Consider the following 16,727-nt stretch of genomic DNA (forward strand, 5'->3'; position numbering starts at 1 on the left):
CGTCCCTGAGCAGGGCGTCGATGGCACCGTGGATAACAAAAAGCTCCTCGTAGCTGACAGACCCCAGGCCGTTGGTCATAACGGCCACCCGGCCCTCGTTGGCGCCTTCAGGCGTCTCCGCCAATAGGCCGTCCACCAGCATCTTGGCCATCTCGACGGCTGTACCAATGGGCTGCTCGGAAAGTCCGGGCTCGCCGTGGATGCCCATGCCCACGCCCATCAGGCCCTTCGGCACTGTAAATAGTGGTTCGTCAGCGCCGGGCAGTGTGCAGCCGGTGAAGGCCACGCCAAACGATCTGGTGCGCGAATTGGCCAGCGTGGCGAACTCGAAGACCTGGTCTAGTGACCAACCTTGTTCGGCCGCCCAACCGGCCGCCTTGAAGACGCACAGGTCGCCGGCAATACCGCGGCGTTTGGCCCAATCAGCTGGTTCAGCTGAGGAAATGTCGTCGGTTACGGTGACCGTTTTGCAGGGCACGCCTTCAGCGTTGAGGCGGGCCTCAGCCTCATCAAAGTTGAGGCAATCCCCGGCATAGTTGCCGTAAGTCAAAAGGACGCCGCCGCCAGCTTCTGCGGCTTTGGCGACATCGTAAACATGCTGGGCCGATGGCGAGGCGAAGACGTTGCCCATGGCCGCGCCATGCGCCAGGCCGGGGCCAACTAGGCCGGCGAAGGCCGGATAGTGGCCCGAGCCGCCCCCAATCACAATCGCCACCTGGCCTTCGGGTGTGGCCGTAGCCCGGGCCACACCGCCCGGCACGCGCACCACCCGGCTGGGATAGGCGGCAACGAAGCCCTCGATCAGCTCATCGTAAAAGTTCTTTGGGTCATTGAAGATAAAAGTCATATCTGACCAATCGTGGTAATTCTGGCGGGATCTAAGCGTCCGGGCTGCGCCCATTGCCACACCAGCATTGGCGGGCAAGCCTTGGCCGGCCGCTTAGGCCAGGAACCTCATGGCACCTGGCCTAAGCGTGGGCGCAACCCCAACGAACTAACTATTGATCCATTGAGAACATGCCGTATTGCTCAATGTTGTCTGGAATGATCAGCACGCAGTCCATAGCCTGCTTTTCGCTGCCAGCGCCGGTCTCGCCAGTCTTCAAGAAGTTGTCGAGCTGCTTGACCAGTTCCTCGGTCTCAGCCACGATCGGCTGGAGGACAGTGCCCAGCAGTTTGCCGGCCTTGATGGCCTCGACTGCATCAGGTGAGCCGTCAAAGCCCATCACGATGATGTCTTTGCCAGGAACCTTGCCCAGCTTCTCGATGGCGGCGATAGCGCCCAGTGCCATTTCGTCGTTACCAGAAATAACGCCCTTGATGTCCGGGTGCGCGGTTAGCAGCACCTCCATCTTGGCGGCGCCTTCCTCACGGACCCAGTTGGCCGTTTCGGTTTGCAGCAAGTTCATTTCCGGATAGTTAGCGAAGACGGACTTGTAGGCATCAGAACGCACCGGGGCGTTGTTGTCGGTCGGGTTGCCGTATAGCTCGACAAAGTCACCTTTGCCTTCCATTTGCTCGGCAAAGTACTGCCCGCCCAGCTCGGCGCCTTGAGCGTTGTTAGCGATGATCTGAGCTTTGGCAATGCCTTCAGCCTCGATCTCAGCGTTGATCAGGAATACTGGCACGCCGGCATCGGTCGCCTTTTGCACAACACCAATTGACTCCTTGGCCCCAGCCGGGTCGAGAACAATAGCGACCGCCTTCTTGGACAGGGCCGCATCAATCAGTTCTGACTGCTTTTGCGGGTCGTTGTTGTGGGCGTCAATCGATGTGGTGTAGCCCAGAGCCTCGAGCTGCTCTTTAGCCGTATTGGCCTCAGCGCTCCAGTAGGGGTTGTCCAGCACCGTGGTGATGATGGCAACATAGCCGCCCGCGGCATTGTTGTCGCCGCCGCCTCCACCCGATGGCTTGTCGTCGTTGCCCGAAGAGCAACCGCCAATCGTAATCAACGCGGCGGCCACAAGGGCGACTAGTAGCTTCTTCTTCATGGTCTTGTTCTCCTTGAAGTTTTGGTTGTGATTCGATATTTGGAGTTTTGTTGGAAGTGTCAGTGCGACTCTTTGTTGTTACGAGGCGTCGGTTGACGGCTCGGCGGTGCGCGGTGGAGGCTCGGCGCTCCCACCAGCGCTAGTTGGCGCCTCTCCGGTTCCAGCGCCACCCCGCCGCTTGAGGCCTTGCTGGAACTGATCGAGTGCCACGGCTGCGATAATGACTAGGCCCTTAATGACCATTTGCCAGAACGTTGAAACGCCCACAATCACCAGGCCGTCAGATAGGAAGCCAATAACGAAGGCCCCGACCAAAGTGCCACGCACCGAACCGCGGCCACCGGAAAGGGCGGCGCCGCCAATGACCACAGCCGCAATGGCGTTCAGCTCATAGAACTGGCCGGTTTGCGGCGTGGCGGCGGTTAGCTCGGAGGCGATGATCAGGCCAACGATGGCTGAGGCGAAACCACAGAGCACATAGACCCGGGTTTCCACCTTTTTCACCGGGACGCCGGAAAGCTCGGCGGCCCGGGGGTTGCCACCCACGGCGTAGACCCAGCGCCCAAACGGCGTCAGGGACAGTAATGCGTAGGCGGCGATGGCGACGGCCACCATGATCCAGACCCCCATTGGGATGCGCAGGATAGAACCCAGGCCGATCTGCGAAAAACCAGTGTTGCCCAGATCTGGCGAACCTTGCAGGCGGGGGAAGGTTTTGCCGTCGGTAATCAACATGGCTGCGCCCCGGGCGATATACATCATGCCCAAGGTGGCCACAAAAGGTGCAACTTTGAACCTTGTTACCATCACGCCGTTTACGAGGCCGCAGAGTGTGCCAACTGCCAACGAGATGACAACGACCACCCAAACCGCCGGGTAGGCCGTGGTGTTACCCCACGGCAGCGAGATACCTTGCAAGCACCAGCCGGCCACCATGCCGGATAGACCAACAATTGAGCCGACTGAGAGGTCAATCCCGCCGGTCAAGATGACCAGCAACATACCTAAAGCGATGATGGCGTTAATTGCGACATGCCTGGTCATGACGATCAGGTTGTCGGGTGTCAGGTAGTTCTTCGACATTGTCGTGAACAGCACAATGATGAGGACCAGCGCGATCAGGGAACGACCCTCGATCATTAGTGATCCGAGGTCAATCCTCTTTCGCCCTTTGGCCGTCACTGTTTCGCTCATTTGCGTTCCTCACCGTCCCCAACAGCATCAAGGACTGCTACGTTCTCGCCGGCCGCCGCCATGACGGCCTCGCGGGTGGCTGTTCGACCGTCGAACTCGCGCACAATCCGGCCACGCGACATCACGATGATCCGGTGCGAGTAGGTCAGGGCCTCGCTGATTTCACTGGTCACATAAAGCACGCCAACGCCTTTTTTGGCTTGGCCAACTAAGAGCTGAAAGATCTCGGCCTTGGCGGCTACGTCGATGCCTCGGGTTGGCTCGTCGAGGATGATGACGGTCGGATCGGTCAACAAGACTTTCGAGACCACCACTTTTTGCTGGTTGCCGCCAGATAGCGAACCGATCAGTTCCTTGGGGGATTCCATTTTGACTTGAGTCACGGACTTGCCCCGGGCGATCGATTGGGCCTCTTGGGACCGGCGCAGCAGCCCCCACCGAGTGAAGGCTCTGATCGAAGCCAGCACCATATTGCGGCCAATTGACAAAATCGGTATCAGTCCGTCGCGCTGCCGGTCCTCCGGCACCAGGCACAGCCCCCGGGAAATCCTCTCGCCAATCGAAACTTTGGCCAGGTCTTCACCCCTCAGCCGCACCCGGCCTGAGTCAATCGCCATGCGGCCGGCCACCGCTTCCATCATTTCGGTGCGCCCGGCCCCCATCAGGCCGTAGACGCAGACCAGCTCACCGGCATGGACCTTGATCGAGACATTGTCAACCACGTTGCGCCCGGCCGTCAGCGGATCGGCCACTACCAGGTTCTCGATCGAGAGAAGTTCGTCACCGTGCTCGATTTTTGGTGCCAAACGCCTAGAGTCATCGACCGCCCGGCCCACCATTTTTTCGATCACCCAGGTTAGGTCGATGTCCTCGGCCGGAGCTTGGGCCACCAGTTCGCCGTCGCGGAAAATGACGGTGTAGTCGCTGACGTGCAGGGCCTCTTCTAGGTGGTGCGAGATGTAAATGACGGCCACGCCTTCACGGGTTAGCTCGTCAATCACCCGGAAAAGCACCTCGACCTCTGGCGCTGACAGGGCCGAGGTTGGCTCGTCCATGATCAGCACCTGGGCGTCTGAAAGCAAGGCGCTGGCGATCTCGACGATTTGTTGTTGCCCCAACCGCAGTTCGCCCACCAAGGTGGATGGGTCGATGTTCTCCTCCAGGCGGGCCAGCAGTTCACGGACAATCCGGCTTTCGCGGTCCTTGTCGACCACGCCAGCCTTGGTCCGCAGCTCGCGGCCCAGGAAAACGTTGTCACGCACCGTCATGTTCTGGGCCAGGTTGAGTTCCTGGTGGATCATGGCAATGCCGGCGTCTTCGGCTTCAGTGGTCGAGGCGAAATCGACCTCTTCACCCCGCAGCGTCAAAGTGCCAGCCGTGCGTGGCTCCACCCCAAACAAGATTTTCATCAAAGTTGACTTGCCGGCGCCATTCTCACCAAAAAGGGTTGTGACCTTACCCCGGCGGGCGTCAAAATCAACCCCTTTCAGCGCGCGGATACCGCCGTACTCTTTGGTGATGCCACGCGCCGAAAGGACAATCTCGTCCTGCAGCGTCGTCATCCTTGGACCACCTTGATTTCCAGTGGCACTACCATCCAGACCGTCTCCCACTTATCAGCGCTGAAAGCCCCGGTCACTTCGACGGTTTTGCCGACCAAATCCGCTGCCTTCGACTCCTGGAGAACCGACTCCCGCACTTTCTGGTTGAAGGCTTGGGCCACTTGCTGGAATTCAGTTTGGTTGATAAACATGCCAAAGCTGATCTGGCCGGTGACATCACGCAGCGCCGTGCCAATAATGGGCGGCCCCATCTGTACCAGGACACTCAAAGTGTCTGGCAGACCATCCACCGTCACTGGCATCTGCCCATTGACCTCGTTGGCCTCGCCGGCGACGCCTTGGAAGGTCACCGGAAAGCCCCAAGCCGAGGTGCCGTCCCGCCCGCCGTGGGCGGCGCCGGCCTCGTCAAGGTCGGTCTCTAGCTGTGCGTAGAGTTCGGTCGCGGGCACCGCCCGGGTCAGCACAGCCGGCACAATATCCGATTCGAAGTTCTCGTTGGCGTACTCTTCGGCACTGAATTGGTGCCCAGCGTAGGCCTCAGAATCGGTCGAAGAGATGAACTTCGTATTCAGCAGCATCCCTGCCACCAAGACCGCTACGACGCCAACGGTTATCGCCCGCTTGACCCAGCGGCGCGATGCGCCCTTCCGTGTTGGCATGGCTACTTCCTTACTTCAAGTCAGCTAGGAGACAAACACCTTGGACTCGGTGTCATTGGGGCGGATCTGCAGCTTCCGGCCCTGACCAGACCTGAACATGTCCAGAGCCTTTGAATAGTCCTCCAGCGTGAAGGAGTTCGAGATCATAGGCCCGGGGTTGAGGGCGCCGGCCTCGAACATGTCGACCGCCCGGCCAAAGCTGTTGTGCACAGCCATTGAGCCGTTGATGGTGACTTCACCGCGATAAATACGGAAGGGCGAATAATCGGCGAAGGCTTCAGCCGGGGCCACGCCGAAGTTCTGGAAGGTGCCACCGGCCTTGACCCGCTTGAGCCCGTCTTCAATGGCTGCGATTGTGCCGGTGCAATCGATGACAATGTCCCAACCTGTCGCCGGGGCGTCATCGGCGCTTTCAAACGCCAGGTCAAAGCCCAGTTCACGGGCGGTCTTGAGCCGCTCGGGGTTGGTGTCGACAATCGTCACGCTGACCGCGCCGGCCCTCGGTGCAAGTTGGGCCATGATCAGGCCCATAGTGCCCGAGCCGTAAATCAAGTAGTGCTGGCCCATTCGCCTGGGCAACAGGTCGTAACCGCGAATGGCGCAGCCCAGGGGTTCTATCAAGGCGGCCTGGAACAAGTCGGTTTCCGGCTTGAGCTTGTAGGCGTTGGTGGCCGGTGCGGCAAACAGTTCCTGGCAGGCGCCATCAGAGGCGACCACACCAAGTCCATTCCAGGCGCTGCAAAGGTTGGCCTGGCCGTTGAGGCAGTATTCGCATTCTCCGCAGGTGGTTGAGGGATTGACGGCCACATGGTCACCGGGAGCCAGCCCCTTGACCGCTTCGCCAACCTTGACCACCTCGCCGGTGGCCTCGTGGCCGGGCACCAAAGGATAAATCGTGCCCTCAAACTCGCCATCAAATACGTGGATGTCGGTACCGCACATCCCCACAGCCGCGGCCTTGACTAGGACGTCCTTTGGGCCGATCTCCGGCTCTGGCCGCTCGACCAGGGCTAGCTTGCCTACTGCCTCGAATACAACTGTCCGCATTCCTGCTTCCCCCCAACTCCGATGGTCGGTGGCTTATTGCCACTGACGGTTTTGCGCAACTCTGCGCTTGCTTCGATGTCTATGTCGCAGCCCAAGCCCGGTGCCGGTCCAGGTAGCCGCTCCATCGCCGCCACGGCCCAAGCCCGCCCTGAGGCTGTTATTTGTTATCAAGCGAGACTACTGGCGTTATGACAACACAACATGGGACCAAATATCTAACATATCCCCGATCTAACATGGGATTTCTGCCGACAGGGCTGGATTTGGGCTTTCGCCGGGTGTCCGATGGCGGTGCATTCCTCCAGGTCACAGGGCCGGTTGCGTCGGTTCCCCAGCCGGCGGAGTTACCCCCTGAACAGCCCAAATGTTGAGGCCATCATTTCTCGCGAAACACTTGCGTCTTGGACTGGACTGTGCTGGAGGTCACTATTCTTGCCTTCAAGACTTCAAACATGCAGCTAGTGTCCGCCTGCTTGCTGGATGCGTAAAAGTCCTGGTGGCGGCGGAAATGGTGACTATGTTTGGTCGAGCTGTGGCCAGTTGTTGGATCGGATAGGCCAGCCCGCCCAGGGCTCTACCCGTCGTTAGCCGCAGAGGGCCAAACTTACCGTCTAGACGTCAAGTGATGCACAATCGCTACAACATTCCGACTATTTGTGTTAGATAACAATGTTATAACAACCCCGTTATCTCTCACTACTCCTGTGATGTCGCTGCCCAGAGGGGCTAGAGCGGCATCATGCAGCCCGAATTTAGGCCTCACTGCCGCCTTTTTGGGGCCACTTATGACAACTTTTGTGTAACATCTACCGGCTTTGCCCAAGCCCGGCCCCGCCAAAGGTCTACCTTGGCTAGCTTCCTAGGGTCGTGTGCCCGGACCAATTGGCCAACGCGGCTTGGGCCAGGCCAAGACGGCTAGTCAGTCGAGTGGGGCTGGGCCTAGTTCGTCGATGAGCTGCTGCATTCGCGCGTAGGCCTTGTTTCGATAGGCAATTAGCGCCGGGGTGCGATCTGCCGGCACGTTGAGGAAGCCGGCACCGGCCTTGGTCCCGAGCTTGCCTTTGGCCACCAGGTTGCTCAAGATGTTTGGCGCGACAAAACGATCAGGGAAGGTCGCGCCTAGGTTTTCGTAGCAGAACTGGTAGACATCCAGGCCGGCCATGTCGGCAATGGCAAAGGGGCCAAAGAATGGCAGCCGGAAGCCAAAGGTGGTCCGGGCGATAGTGTCGATGTCCTCGACGGTGGCGATACCCTCCTCGGCCAGCCTGCAGGCTTCGGTGAACAAGGCGTATTGCAGGCGGTTGAGCACAAAACCGGTTTGATCCTTGAGCCGGGCGCTCTGTTTTCCGGTGGCAGCGACCACGGCCTCAGCTACGGCAATGGTTGATGGGGCCGTACCAGGGTGCGGAATCAGCTCAACGCCGGGGATAAAGGGGGCCGGGTTGGAGAAATGCACCCCGAGGAAACGTCCCGGATTCGTCACGGCCTGGGCCAGCTTGGTGATCGAGATAGTGGAGGTGTTCGATCCGATAACTGCGTCAGGGCGAGCCGCCGCGCAAATGGCCCGCAGGGTTTCGTGCTTTGGCTCGATGACCTCATAGATAGCCTCTTCGATGAAGTCCGCTGTGGCAACGGCTTCTTCGATGGAGGCAGCAATCGACAGGTGTGCGCCAAGCTTGTCCTTTGACCCGTCTGGGAACAACCCGGCGGCCTCGAAGTCACCGCATTCGGTGATCAACCGGTCATAGTTGGCCCGAGTTGTCTCTTCGTTGACGTCGGCGATGACAACATCCATCCCGGCCAACGCCACAACTTGGGCAATTCCGCCACCCATATAGCCCGATCCAATTATGGCGACCCGGCGAACGGGAGTGGTGGTTGTGCTCACGTGACTGTCTCCTTGTACTTGCTCGGTGATGACGCTGACCGCGGCAGCAAGATTAGTTGGTCAGTTAGTCGGTGTTGACCGGTGGCGCTATTCCCCTCATTTGGGGGGACATGGTTAGCCCTCGGCCCTGGTCAGGTCTTGGCGGCTCTGGGCGACTTGGCTCGCGCCCATCGAGTAGCCGGCTCGCTTAGGCAGAGCGTGGCGGCGGAGGTAGGCCTGGTTGGTGGCGCAGACAGAGAGCCCATCCCCGCCATAGTGTTCGGTGCAGATAATGCCTTGGAAACCGGCTGCCACAGCCTCGCTCACAATGGCCCGATAGTTGATGACACCTGTCTCCAAGGTCGCAGGCATGGCCACATATTGGTTTCGAGCGATGTTTTCGTCTCGCATGTAGTTCTTGATATGCCAATAGTTGGTGTAGGGCAGCACCGTTCGGTAGGTTTCACGCCAATCGTCGATCGGCCGGTGCAGCCGGACCAAGTTACCGACATCCGGGTTGATGCCGACGTTGGGCAGGGCAATGTCCTGCAACAGGCGCACGGCTGAGTCGCCTGTACCTAGGTAGGTGTCTTCGTACATCTCCAAGGAGACCAGCAAACCTATGTCCAGGGCGTGTTGGCCCAGCTCGCGCAGGCGCCGCACCGCCAGATCCCACATTTCCGGGTCATCAGGATCCTTGTAGCCTTCAACCGTCCAGAACCAGAGCTGCTTTTGCTGCTCAGGACTAAGGGCTTGGTGCAGCCCGAATGAGACGACCTCGACACCCAGTTGAGCGGCGGCCTCGAGAGTGCGGTGGCTGTAGGCCAGGTTCGCCTCACCTAGGCGCTGATCAATCACGCTTTGCCGGATGACGGAAATGGCCGGCAACTCGATCCCAGCCTCACGCCCCGCCTCAAGCAGCTCGTCCAGGCGACTCGAGCTGAGATCCCCTGGGCGGATCCAACTGTCGGTCAGGTCCGCCATGGTGAAGCCCGCGTCCGCCACCTCTTTGAAGGCATCTACCCACTCTTCGATACCAGCGTCCTGCACCTTGGTGCCATCAGCTTTGGCGCCTGGGAACGGCAGCATTGCAGCCACAATGGGCCAGTTGGCAGCGGTGTGCGGCATCTCAAACCCCTCGAAGAGCGAAGAATAATATAGGATATACTAGCAGCCCAGTTGGGGCACCGGACCACCGTTGGTCCCAGGTGGGGACGAGATCAGCCCAGCGCCAGACTCTCGGAGACAGCCCGTGATTTGACACCCACAAGATGCTCACGCATGGCGTCTCGGGCCAGACCCGCGTCGGAAGCGGCGAAGGCGTCACGAACCTTTTGATGCTCGTGGATCGCAAGTTCTGCGTCAGTTACGCCAAGACCGGCGAACAGCCTAAAGCGGTGCAGGTGGCCGCCCAAGGCGGTGTAGGCCGAAAGCAAAAAGCGGTTCTTGGCGGCTTGGGCGATCAACATGTGGAAGTGCTCGTCGGCCTGCCAATAGGAGCGGAATTCAGAAAACGTCCGGCCACGCGGAGCGTTCTCAAAGTCGGATATTGACTGGTCAAGATCTGCCACCAGCTCGTCTTCAACCCGCTTACAGGCCAAGTAGGCATTGACCGGTTCGAGCACAAGCCTGGCATCCATAAGCTCGACCAACTCCTCGGTGGTGAGCATCGGGGCGACCCAGTAGCCCTTCAGTGGAGTGCGCATGACCAGGCCCGTTACCTCTAACCGAGCCAGGGCTTCGCGGATGGGGGACTGCGATACCTCCATCTCGGCCGCGAGCGCATCGATGTTGAGGGACGAGCCAGCAGATAGTTCCCCGTCAACCAGCAGGGCGAGCAGGTGGTCGTAGACGACGTCCGCCAGAACTCGCCTCGGGGCGATTTTCCGATTGTTCGGCCGACCGCGCATGCCAATTGGTCGAGCGTCCATTCTCTCAGCCTACAGTTGGTAGTTCGCTGGACTGGGAAGACATTCTTGACTCCAGCCGCCAACCGGTCTCGAAGACCGAGGGGTTAAGCACATGAGCCGGGCGGCGGCCGTTGGCGGCGTCGACGATGGCGCCGATGACGCTGGCCGAGACCGCCTCGGTGAAATCATCTGTCCAAGCCAGGCAGTGGGGTGACCACAGAACCTGATCGGAAGTTAGCAGGGGCTCGCCCGGTGCGGGCGGTTCAGGGTCAAAGACATCCAGTCCGGCGCCAGCGATGCGCCGAGACATCACAGCTTGGCGCAGTGCTGTTGAATCGACTACTTCGCCGCGGGCAATGTTAATCAAGAAGGCCGATGCCTTCATCTTGTCGATGAACGGCCCGTCGATGAGATGTCTTGTTTCATCTGTCAGCGATGCGCAGACAACCACGAAATCGGCTTGGGCAGCCAGTTGGGACAGCGGCAATACGGGCACGCCGTTGGCCTCGGCCCGCCGGCAGGCACTCGCAGAGGGCTCGCTAGCCACAACCGACAGCCCCAAACCCTTCCCCAAGTTCGCCACATCCTGGCCAATCCCGCCATAGCCAATTACCCCCAGGACTCGGCCACTGAGGCCAAGACCTCGGTGAGAGCCTCGGGCAGCCGTCCAATCGCCCAAAACCACTGCCCGGTGGTTGGGCATCAGCTGGTGGGCCAAGGCGAGGATATAGGTGATGGCGACCATCGCCATCGGACGGCGCACGGCGATCGGCGTGTTGGTGACGGCCACGCCCTCACGCGCCAAACCGTCCAGGTCAATGCCGTCGTAGCCCGCCCCAAACCTGGCAATAAGCCCTAGCTGCGGGGAGGCCAAGGCCAGCGCTCGGTCGGCCTTGAGGTGTGCAAAGGCCAAGACGGCGTCGAGCCCGCGGATTGCCTCCGGGGTGACCCGGTCAACCATTTCAGGCAGGATGCGCCAAGCGATGCCAGCCGCATCGAGTCGCTCTAAAGCCAGGTCCCCGAAAATACTGTTGCCGTCCGCGCCAAAGCCGTCGGCAGTCAGGCCGACCTCGAAGCGACGCGGAAGTGCCATCACCGGGTTCCGGGCACTTCCGGGAACCAGCCGAAGCGTTTCTCCCAAGTCCTGGCCGTCGACAGCAAAACCGCTTCAGACAGCCGCGCCCCAACCAGCATTGCGCCGCAGGGCAGACCCATGGCTTGGCCAACCGGGATCGACAGCGCAGGATGGCCGGTCAGGTTGTGGGCGGGAGTATCCGAACCCAGTGTTGAGGCCATAGTGAAGCTGCGTAATTGCTGGTCAAACAGGCTCGCCTGAGGTGACAGCAGCATTGGGATCCCAGGGGTGGTCGGCATCACCACCGCGTCAACGGATTCCAGAGCTGTGTCGTATTGCCCCCGCAAGGTGGTGGCAACGTTTTGCGCGGTTGAGTAGACCGTGCCCAGCTCTTCGACCCGAAGGTACTCTCCGGCTATGGCGGCGGCCTTGTAGGCCGGTGGCAGCTCGGCACCCCGGGCCAACATACCTTCACCAAAGGCGCGTCGCGTTGCCGGCGAATGGCTTCCTGACCAGTGGTAGGCCTGACCATGTCCCATCACCGTGGCGGCGATTCCTTCGAGCATGATGGCGAACATGATTGGACCGGCCACGGCGTGGCTGGGAATTGAGACGTCAACCACTTCGGCCCCCAGCGCCACCAAGCGATCACGGAAAACGGCGAAGCTTTCCAGCACCGCTTGGCGCTCCGGGTTGCCGTCATTTAGCTGAGCCTCTGCCAGCACGCCCAGGCGCAGGCCTTCGAGCCTGTCCGGCGCGTTGTCGACGGCTTCGACATAGCCACCGATTTCCTCTTCGGCTATGGCCGCCTGTCGCGGGTCACCAGCGGTCCAGCCGGCCACCGCCTCTAGGGCCAGCGCCACCTCCCGGACCGTGCGCGCCATCGGGCCGACATGATCGATCGTTGGGTCGTGAGACAAAATGCCGGTGTAGGGCACCAGCCCGTGGCTGGGTTTGAGCCCAATCACCCCGCACCAGCCGGCCGGAGTCCTAATCGATCCACCCTGATCGGTGCCAAAGGCGATATCAATGCCGTCGTAGTACAGTGCCGCCGCCGAGCCGCCGGACGAACCTGAGGTGGAGCGGGAGGGATCGACCGGGTTATGGGTTGCCCCGTAGATCCCCGATTCACCACCAGACCCAAAAGCCATACCTTCCATGTTGGTGAAGGCGACCACGCGTCCACCGGCACGCAGAATCCGTTCGGCCACTATGGAGTCATGTTCCGGTACAAAGTCAATCAGGTGTCCGCTGGCGGCGGTCAAGGGTAGTCCGGCCACAGCAATGACATCCTTCAGCGCGACGCGTTTGCCGGCCAGCAGCTTAGAGGTGACTTCGTTCGGGTCGGCCAAGACCTCAACCCAACGCACTATGGCGTTGTATGGGTCTTCGGCTTTGTCTGGCGGAGAGACAACCCGGCGGGTCGCCGCCAGGCGAGTCTCGGTCTTCGGAAGGGCCTCGGCCAGCTTCATGAACTCGCCGGCCTGTTCGATCATCCACCTCGACAGGCCAACCACAGCCTCGGCCTCATCACCGGTGATACTAGTGACCAGCCGGGCTGCGGCTGCCTCTAGCTTTGTCAGTTCAATCTCAGTCATGGCCCGCCCTTCCCAGCTGTCTCGGCGTCTCCGCCATCGGCCCCTTCTGTGTCGCTCCAGGCCAACCGGCGAAGATCGCCCGGACCGATGGTCTCCGGCGCAAATGTTGTGCCATCGCAGCGCCCGCGAGTAAACACGCAAATCGAGTCAGCCAGCCCTAAAAGCTCCTCTTCCTCGCTTGACGCCACCACAACGGCCGCGTTTTGCGTCTCCGCCAGCATCCGCACAATCCGGTGGAGCTCCGCCTTGGCGCCGATGTCGACACCCTTAGTTGGTTCGTCAAGTAGCAGCACCCGAGGTGCCTGCATTGATGCCCGCGCGAACAGCACCTTCTGCTGGTTGCCACCGGACAGTTCGGTAATGGGCCGGGTCAGCGAACCCAGCACTGAGAGCTTATTCAGTTCCCCTAGAGCGTCGTTGCGCCCGCGGCGCCGGTCGATAAAACCGCCCCTGATGTACCTTTTGAGCACCGGCAGCACGACATTGTCGAGCGGATCGAAATGCGGGACATAACCGCTGACCTTTCGCTCCTCAGAAACGTAGGCGAAGCCCGCTGCCATCGCTTGCCTGACGGACCGAAAAGCTACCTTCTTGCCATCGACCTTGACCGTCCCACCGGTGCGCGGACCGTCGCCCAGCAAGGTCCGCAAGAACCGCGAACGGCCCGAACCGACCAGCCCGTAGATGCCCAAGATCTCCCCGGCCCGAACTTCGAGGCTAACTCCGGGCAGGCGAGGCGCGCTCAGCTGGTCGACTGTGAGGCGCGCCGGCCCCTCATCCGTCCTAGGCCTGCGGGACGGCTGCGACAGACTGTCCGCCTCAGAAGCCGCCGCCCCCTCTTCGCCGACTATGGCGCGCACCACGTCGCTTCTGGCGGCCTTGGCGGTGGGCCGGTCGAAAATGAGGTTGCCGTTGGCCAAGCAAATGATCTCATCTGCGGCCCGGAAAACTTCGTCTAGCTTGTGGTTGACCAGCAGAACCGCCAGCCCGCGATTCTCCGCCAGATCCCTTACCGTGCTGAGCAGATGGTCGATTTGCTTTGGCTCCAGGGCCGTGGTCGGTTCGTCGAGCAAAAGGTAGCGGACATCACGGCGGATGGCGGCAGCAACTTCAATTAGCTGCCGTTGCGCCACCGCCAGATGCGCCACGCGATCATCCGGCCTGGCACGGATGCCAAACTCAGCGCAGAGCTCCCGCGTGGCCCGGTCCATTTCGCGTTGCGAAAGAAACGGGCCGCGCAGGGACTCCGCTCCAAGGAAAACGTTTTGAGTGACAGTCAGGTTCTCAGCCAAGGAGAGTTCCTGGTAAACGCAGCCAATCCCAGCCGCCATGGCATCGGCCGGATTGGCGAACTTTTGCAGTTCCTGGCCGATTAGGATTTCGCCCGCGTCGGGCTGTTCCGCGGCTGAGAGGCAACGTAGAAAAGTCGACTTGCCGGCGCCGTTGTGGCCAACCAGCGCCGTGACTTTGCCGGGGGTAAGGGTGATAGTGACAGAGTTCAGCACGACATTCTGGCCGTACCGCTTGGTCAGCTCTTTGGCCACCAGCGGCACTGTTTGACCTGTCGACACGCCTTCGCGAATCGACGACTGCTGTTGCTCGAACTTAGTCACTGCACCCTTCCCCCGGTCTCAGATAGGGCTAACTACCCGTAAAGCCCCGGACCTGGTTCGCCTTCGAGGACCTTAACCATTGGACGGAGCAGCGTCTCTTCGACATCCTTGCCGTCGATGTAGTCCCGGATGCTTTGCACAACCAGAGCGGCGTAGTTGGCCGGCTCCTGCGCCACGCAGCCCCGATAGGTGTCGTCAATGGCGATCCCGTCAGCGCAAAGTGCATAGAGGAAAACCTTGCCGGCCAACCCGAGCTGGTTGATCGCCTGGTAGGCGCCAACCGCGGCCGGGCCGGTGTCAGCCCAAACGACGTTGATGTCTGGGTTGCCCTGAAGCATCTCGGTTGTAACTTGGAGGCTTACGTTCGGGTCGATTTTGCCGTCAACTGTCGCGACCACATTGGCGTTTGGGTTGGTGCCAATGCCTTCCTTGAAGCCGTCATCACGCTGGTTGGTCTGGACCTGGTCCGGCTTGCCGACAATGCCAACGTTAATAACCGCGTCGGCACCGAGGTCCGCCAGAGCCTGCTCACCCATGAGCTTGCCGCTGGCAAAGGCGTCGGCGCCCACGTACTGAACAATCGAACCGCCTTGGGTGGCGAGGGCATCGGGGTCAATCACGATGTTGACGGTGAAAACAGGGATTCCAGCATTGTTCAGAGCCACCACGCTGGCAGCACCGGGTCCGGAATTGACCGCATTGAGCCCTACAGCACACACCTTTTGCTGGATAAAGGCGTCGATCTGCGAGCGTTGAGTCGAGTCGTTGTCGTCTGCGATGGCCATATTGACTTTGAAGCCGTGCTCTTCACCGGCCTGTTCAAAGCCTTCTTTCATGCTGACGTAGTACGGGTTGATTGTGTCGGGGAGCGCCACACCGATAGTAGGTGTGTCTGACTTGCAGTCTTCGGGCAGCTCACGCGTAGCGCTGTCGCCGCCGCCTTCTGCAGTGGCCCCACCACCACCGCTGGTCGCTGGGTTGCTGCAACCGGCAAACAGCAGGGCAACGAACCCCACCGCTCCTAACAGGCCGCGCACTGACTTTTTCACTGGTGTTTCTCCAATCCATAGTTGCAGGTCTTGATAGAAGGACGCCGGGGTGGGTAATGCAGCTACCCCGGGCTCTCGGGTCTAGGGCTACGCCTCCTTTGCCTCAGGGGCCGGGCTCGCCTCAAGCACTGCCTTGGCGCCAACAGGCTCCGGTCTGGCGGCGCGATCAGCGCGCTTGCGTCGCTGCATGTCGAAGGAAACGCCGGCCAAGATGACCAGGCCAATCACTAACGACTGCCAGTAACTGCTGACGTTGAGGATGTTCATGCCGTTGTTGACGGTGGCGATCAGCACTGCCCCAAGCAGCGCTCCTTGCACAGTGCCCACCCCGCCAAACAGGCTGACGCCGCCAACCACAGCCGCCGCGATGGAAAAGAATAGTTCGTTGCCAAGCCCGGTCGCCGGGAACCCGACCATTAGGCGGGAGGTGGCGATGATTCCGCCGATCGTGCCACAAAGGCCGGAGACGCCGTAAACCAACATGGTGGTGGCAGCAGTGTTGACGCCGGCCAGCCTGGCCGCCACCGGGTTGCCGCCAAAGGCGTAGATGTGTACGCCGCGCCGAGTGCGCTTGAGGAAGATACCCGCCGCCACGGTGGCCACTATTAGCATCAGTACCGGGATTGGGATTCCGGCGATGGCGCCTTGCCCAATCCAGGAAAAACCGGGGTCCTTGACTTGGACAGAGTTCGCCCCGGTCAAGATGAGCGGGATGGCTGTAGCCACCCCCATAGTTGAGAAGGTGGCGATGAACGCCGGCACCCCCAAGTAGTGCACCAAGCTGGCGTTGACTAGCCCCAGCATTATCCCGATCATGGCCGCTATCAGGGCAGCGACAGGCCAATGAAGCCCGGACCGCATCAACATGGCCACAACCACCCCGGACATGGCGATGTTGGCACCCGTCGACAGGTCGATGCCGGCTGTCAGGAGCACAAAGGTCTGCCCCAAGGCCAGAAAGGCGATGACCGAGCCGTTCAGCAACAGCACCAGCAGGTTGTCAACGGTGCGGAAGCGAGGGGAGAGGATCGAAAGCGCGGCCAAGACCACTAATAGGACAACAAAGATCCCTGCCTCGTCCGGGAGTCGGCGTCGTGTCACTTGGACACCTCCAGCTGCTCATGTGGCACGTTCGAGTCGAATATATCCTACAGGATCAAGT

14 protein-coding genes are annotated in these 16,727 nt (G+C 60.7%); all 14 read right to left on the reverse strand.

What is annotated here, in order from left to right:
- The coding region (locus FWD29_02875; GenBank protein ID MCL2802892.1) for a dihydroxyacetone kinase subunit DhaK at positions 1–847 on the reverse strand (847 nt) is incomplete at its 3' end.
- A 151-nt stretch (positions 848–998) separates the two neighbouring features.
- Positions 999–1,991, reverse strand: coding sequence for a D-ribose ABC transporter substrate-binding protein (locus FWD29_02880; GenBank protein ID MCL2802893.1), 993 nt, complete (start codon positions 1,989–1,991; stop codon positions 999–1,001).
- A 78-nt stretch (positions 1,992–2,069) separates the two neighbouring features.
- Entirely contained in the window at positions 2,070–3,185 is a 1,116-nt protein-coding gene (locus FWD29_02885; protein ID MCL2802894.1) for an ABC transporter permease, read from the reverse strand.
- A complete protein-coding gene (locus FWD29_02890) occupies positions 3,182–4,747 on the reverse strand; it encodes a sugar ABC transporter ATP-binding protein (protein ID MCL2802895.1) in 1,566 nt (521 codons plus the stop codon). The genes FWD29_02885 and FWD29_02890 overlap by 4 nt, the downstream gene beginning before the upstream one ends.
- Positions 4,744–5,406, reverse strand: a complete 663-nt coding sequence (locus tag FWD29_02895; protein MCL2802896.1) for a DUF2291 domain-containing protein — start codon at positions 5,404–5,406, stop codon at positions 4,744–4,746. Before FWD29_02895 ends, FWD29_02890 begins: the two co-directional genes overlap by 4 nt.
- A gap of 24 nt (positions 5,407–5,430) precedes the next feature.
- Complete coding sequence (locus FWD29_02900; protein ID MCL2802897.1) at positions 5,431–6,453, reverse strand: zinc-dependent alcohol dehydrogenase family protein; 1,023 nt, start codon at positions 6,451–6,453, stop codon at positions 5,431–5,433.
- 919 nt (positions 6,454–7,372) lie between these two features.
- Positions 7,373–8,287, reverse strand: a complete 915-nt coding sequence (locus tag FWD29_02905) for a 3-hydroxyacyl-CoA dehydrogenase family protein (protein ID MCL2802898.1) — start codon at positions 8,285–8,287, stop codon at positions 7,373–7,375.
- A gap of 168 nt (positions 8,288–8,455) precedes the next feature.
- Positions 8,456–9,448 (reverse strand): sugar phosphate isomerase/epimerase, encoded by a 993-nt coding sequence (locus FWD29_02910; protein MCL2802899.1) that lies wholly within the window; start codon positions 9,446–9,448, stop codon positions 8,456–8,458.
- 92 nt (positions 9,449–9,540) lie between these two features.
- Positions 9,541–10,251 (reverse strand): GntR family transcriptional regulator, encoded by a 711-nt coding sequence (locus tag FWD29_02915; protein MCL2802900.1) that lies wholly within the window; start codon positions 10,249–10,251, stop codon positions 9,541–9,543.
- 4 nt (positions 10,252–10,255) lie between these two features.
- Positions 10,256–11,323 carry an NAD(P)-binding domain-containing protein gene (locus FWD29_02920; GenBank protein ID MCL2802901.1) on the reverse strand — a complete coding sequence of 356 codons (1,068 nt, stop codon included), beginning with the start codon at positions 11,321–11,323 and terminating at the stop codon, positions 10,256–10,258.
- Positions 11,323–12,903: an amidase family protein gene (locus FWD29_02925; protein ID MCL2802902.1), complete on the reverse strand. Its 1,581-nt coding sequence runs from the start codon at positions 12,901–12,903 to the stop codon at positions 11,323–11,325. The genes FWD29_02920 and FWD29_02925 overlap by 1 nt, the downstream gene beginning before the upstream one ends.
- The gene (locus tag FWD29_02930) at positions 12,900–14,516 is read right to left on the reverse strand and encodes a sugar ABC transporter ATP-binding protein (protein ID MCL2802903.1); all 1,617 of its coding nucleotides are present in this window, start codon (positions 14,514–14,516) and stop codon (positions 12,900–12,902) included. The genes FWD29_02925 and FWD29_02930 overlap by 4 nt, the downstream gene beginning before the upstream one ends.
- A 32-nt stretch (positions 14,517–14,548) precedes the next feature.
- Positions 14,549–15,565 (reverse strand): substrate-binding domain-containing protein, encoded by a 1,017-nt coding sequence (locus FWD29_02935; GenBank protein ID MCL2802904.1) that lies wholly within the window; start codon positions 15,563–15,565, stop codon positions 14,549–14,551.
- A gap of 87 nt (positions 15,566–15,652) precedes the next feature.
- Positions 15,653–16,666, reverse strand: a complete 1,014-nt coding sequence (locus FWD29_02940) for an ABC transporter permease (protein ID MCL2802905.1) — start codon at positions 16,664–16,666, stop codon at positions 15,653–15,655.
- Between the last annotated feature and the right edge of the window lie 61 nt (positions 16,667–16,727).

It is taken from the genome of Micrococcales bacterium (genome assembly GCA_009784895.1).
Taxonomy (GTDB): Bacteria; Actinomycetota; Actinomycetes; order Actinomycetales; family WQXJ01; genus WQXJ01.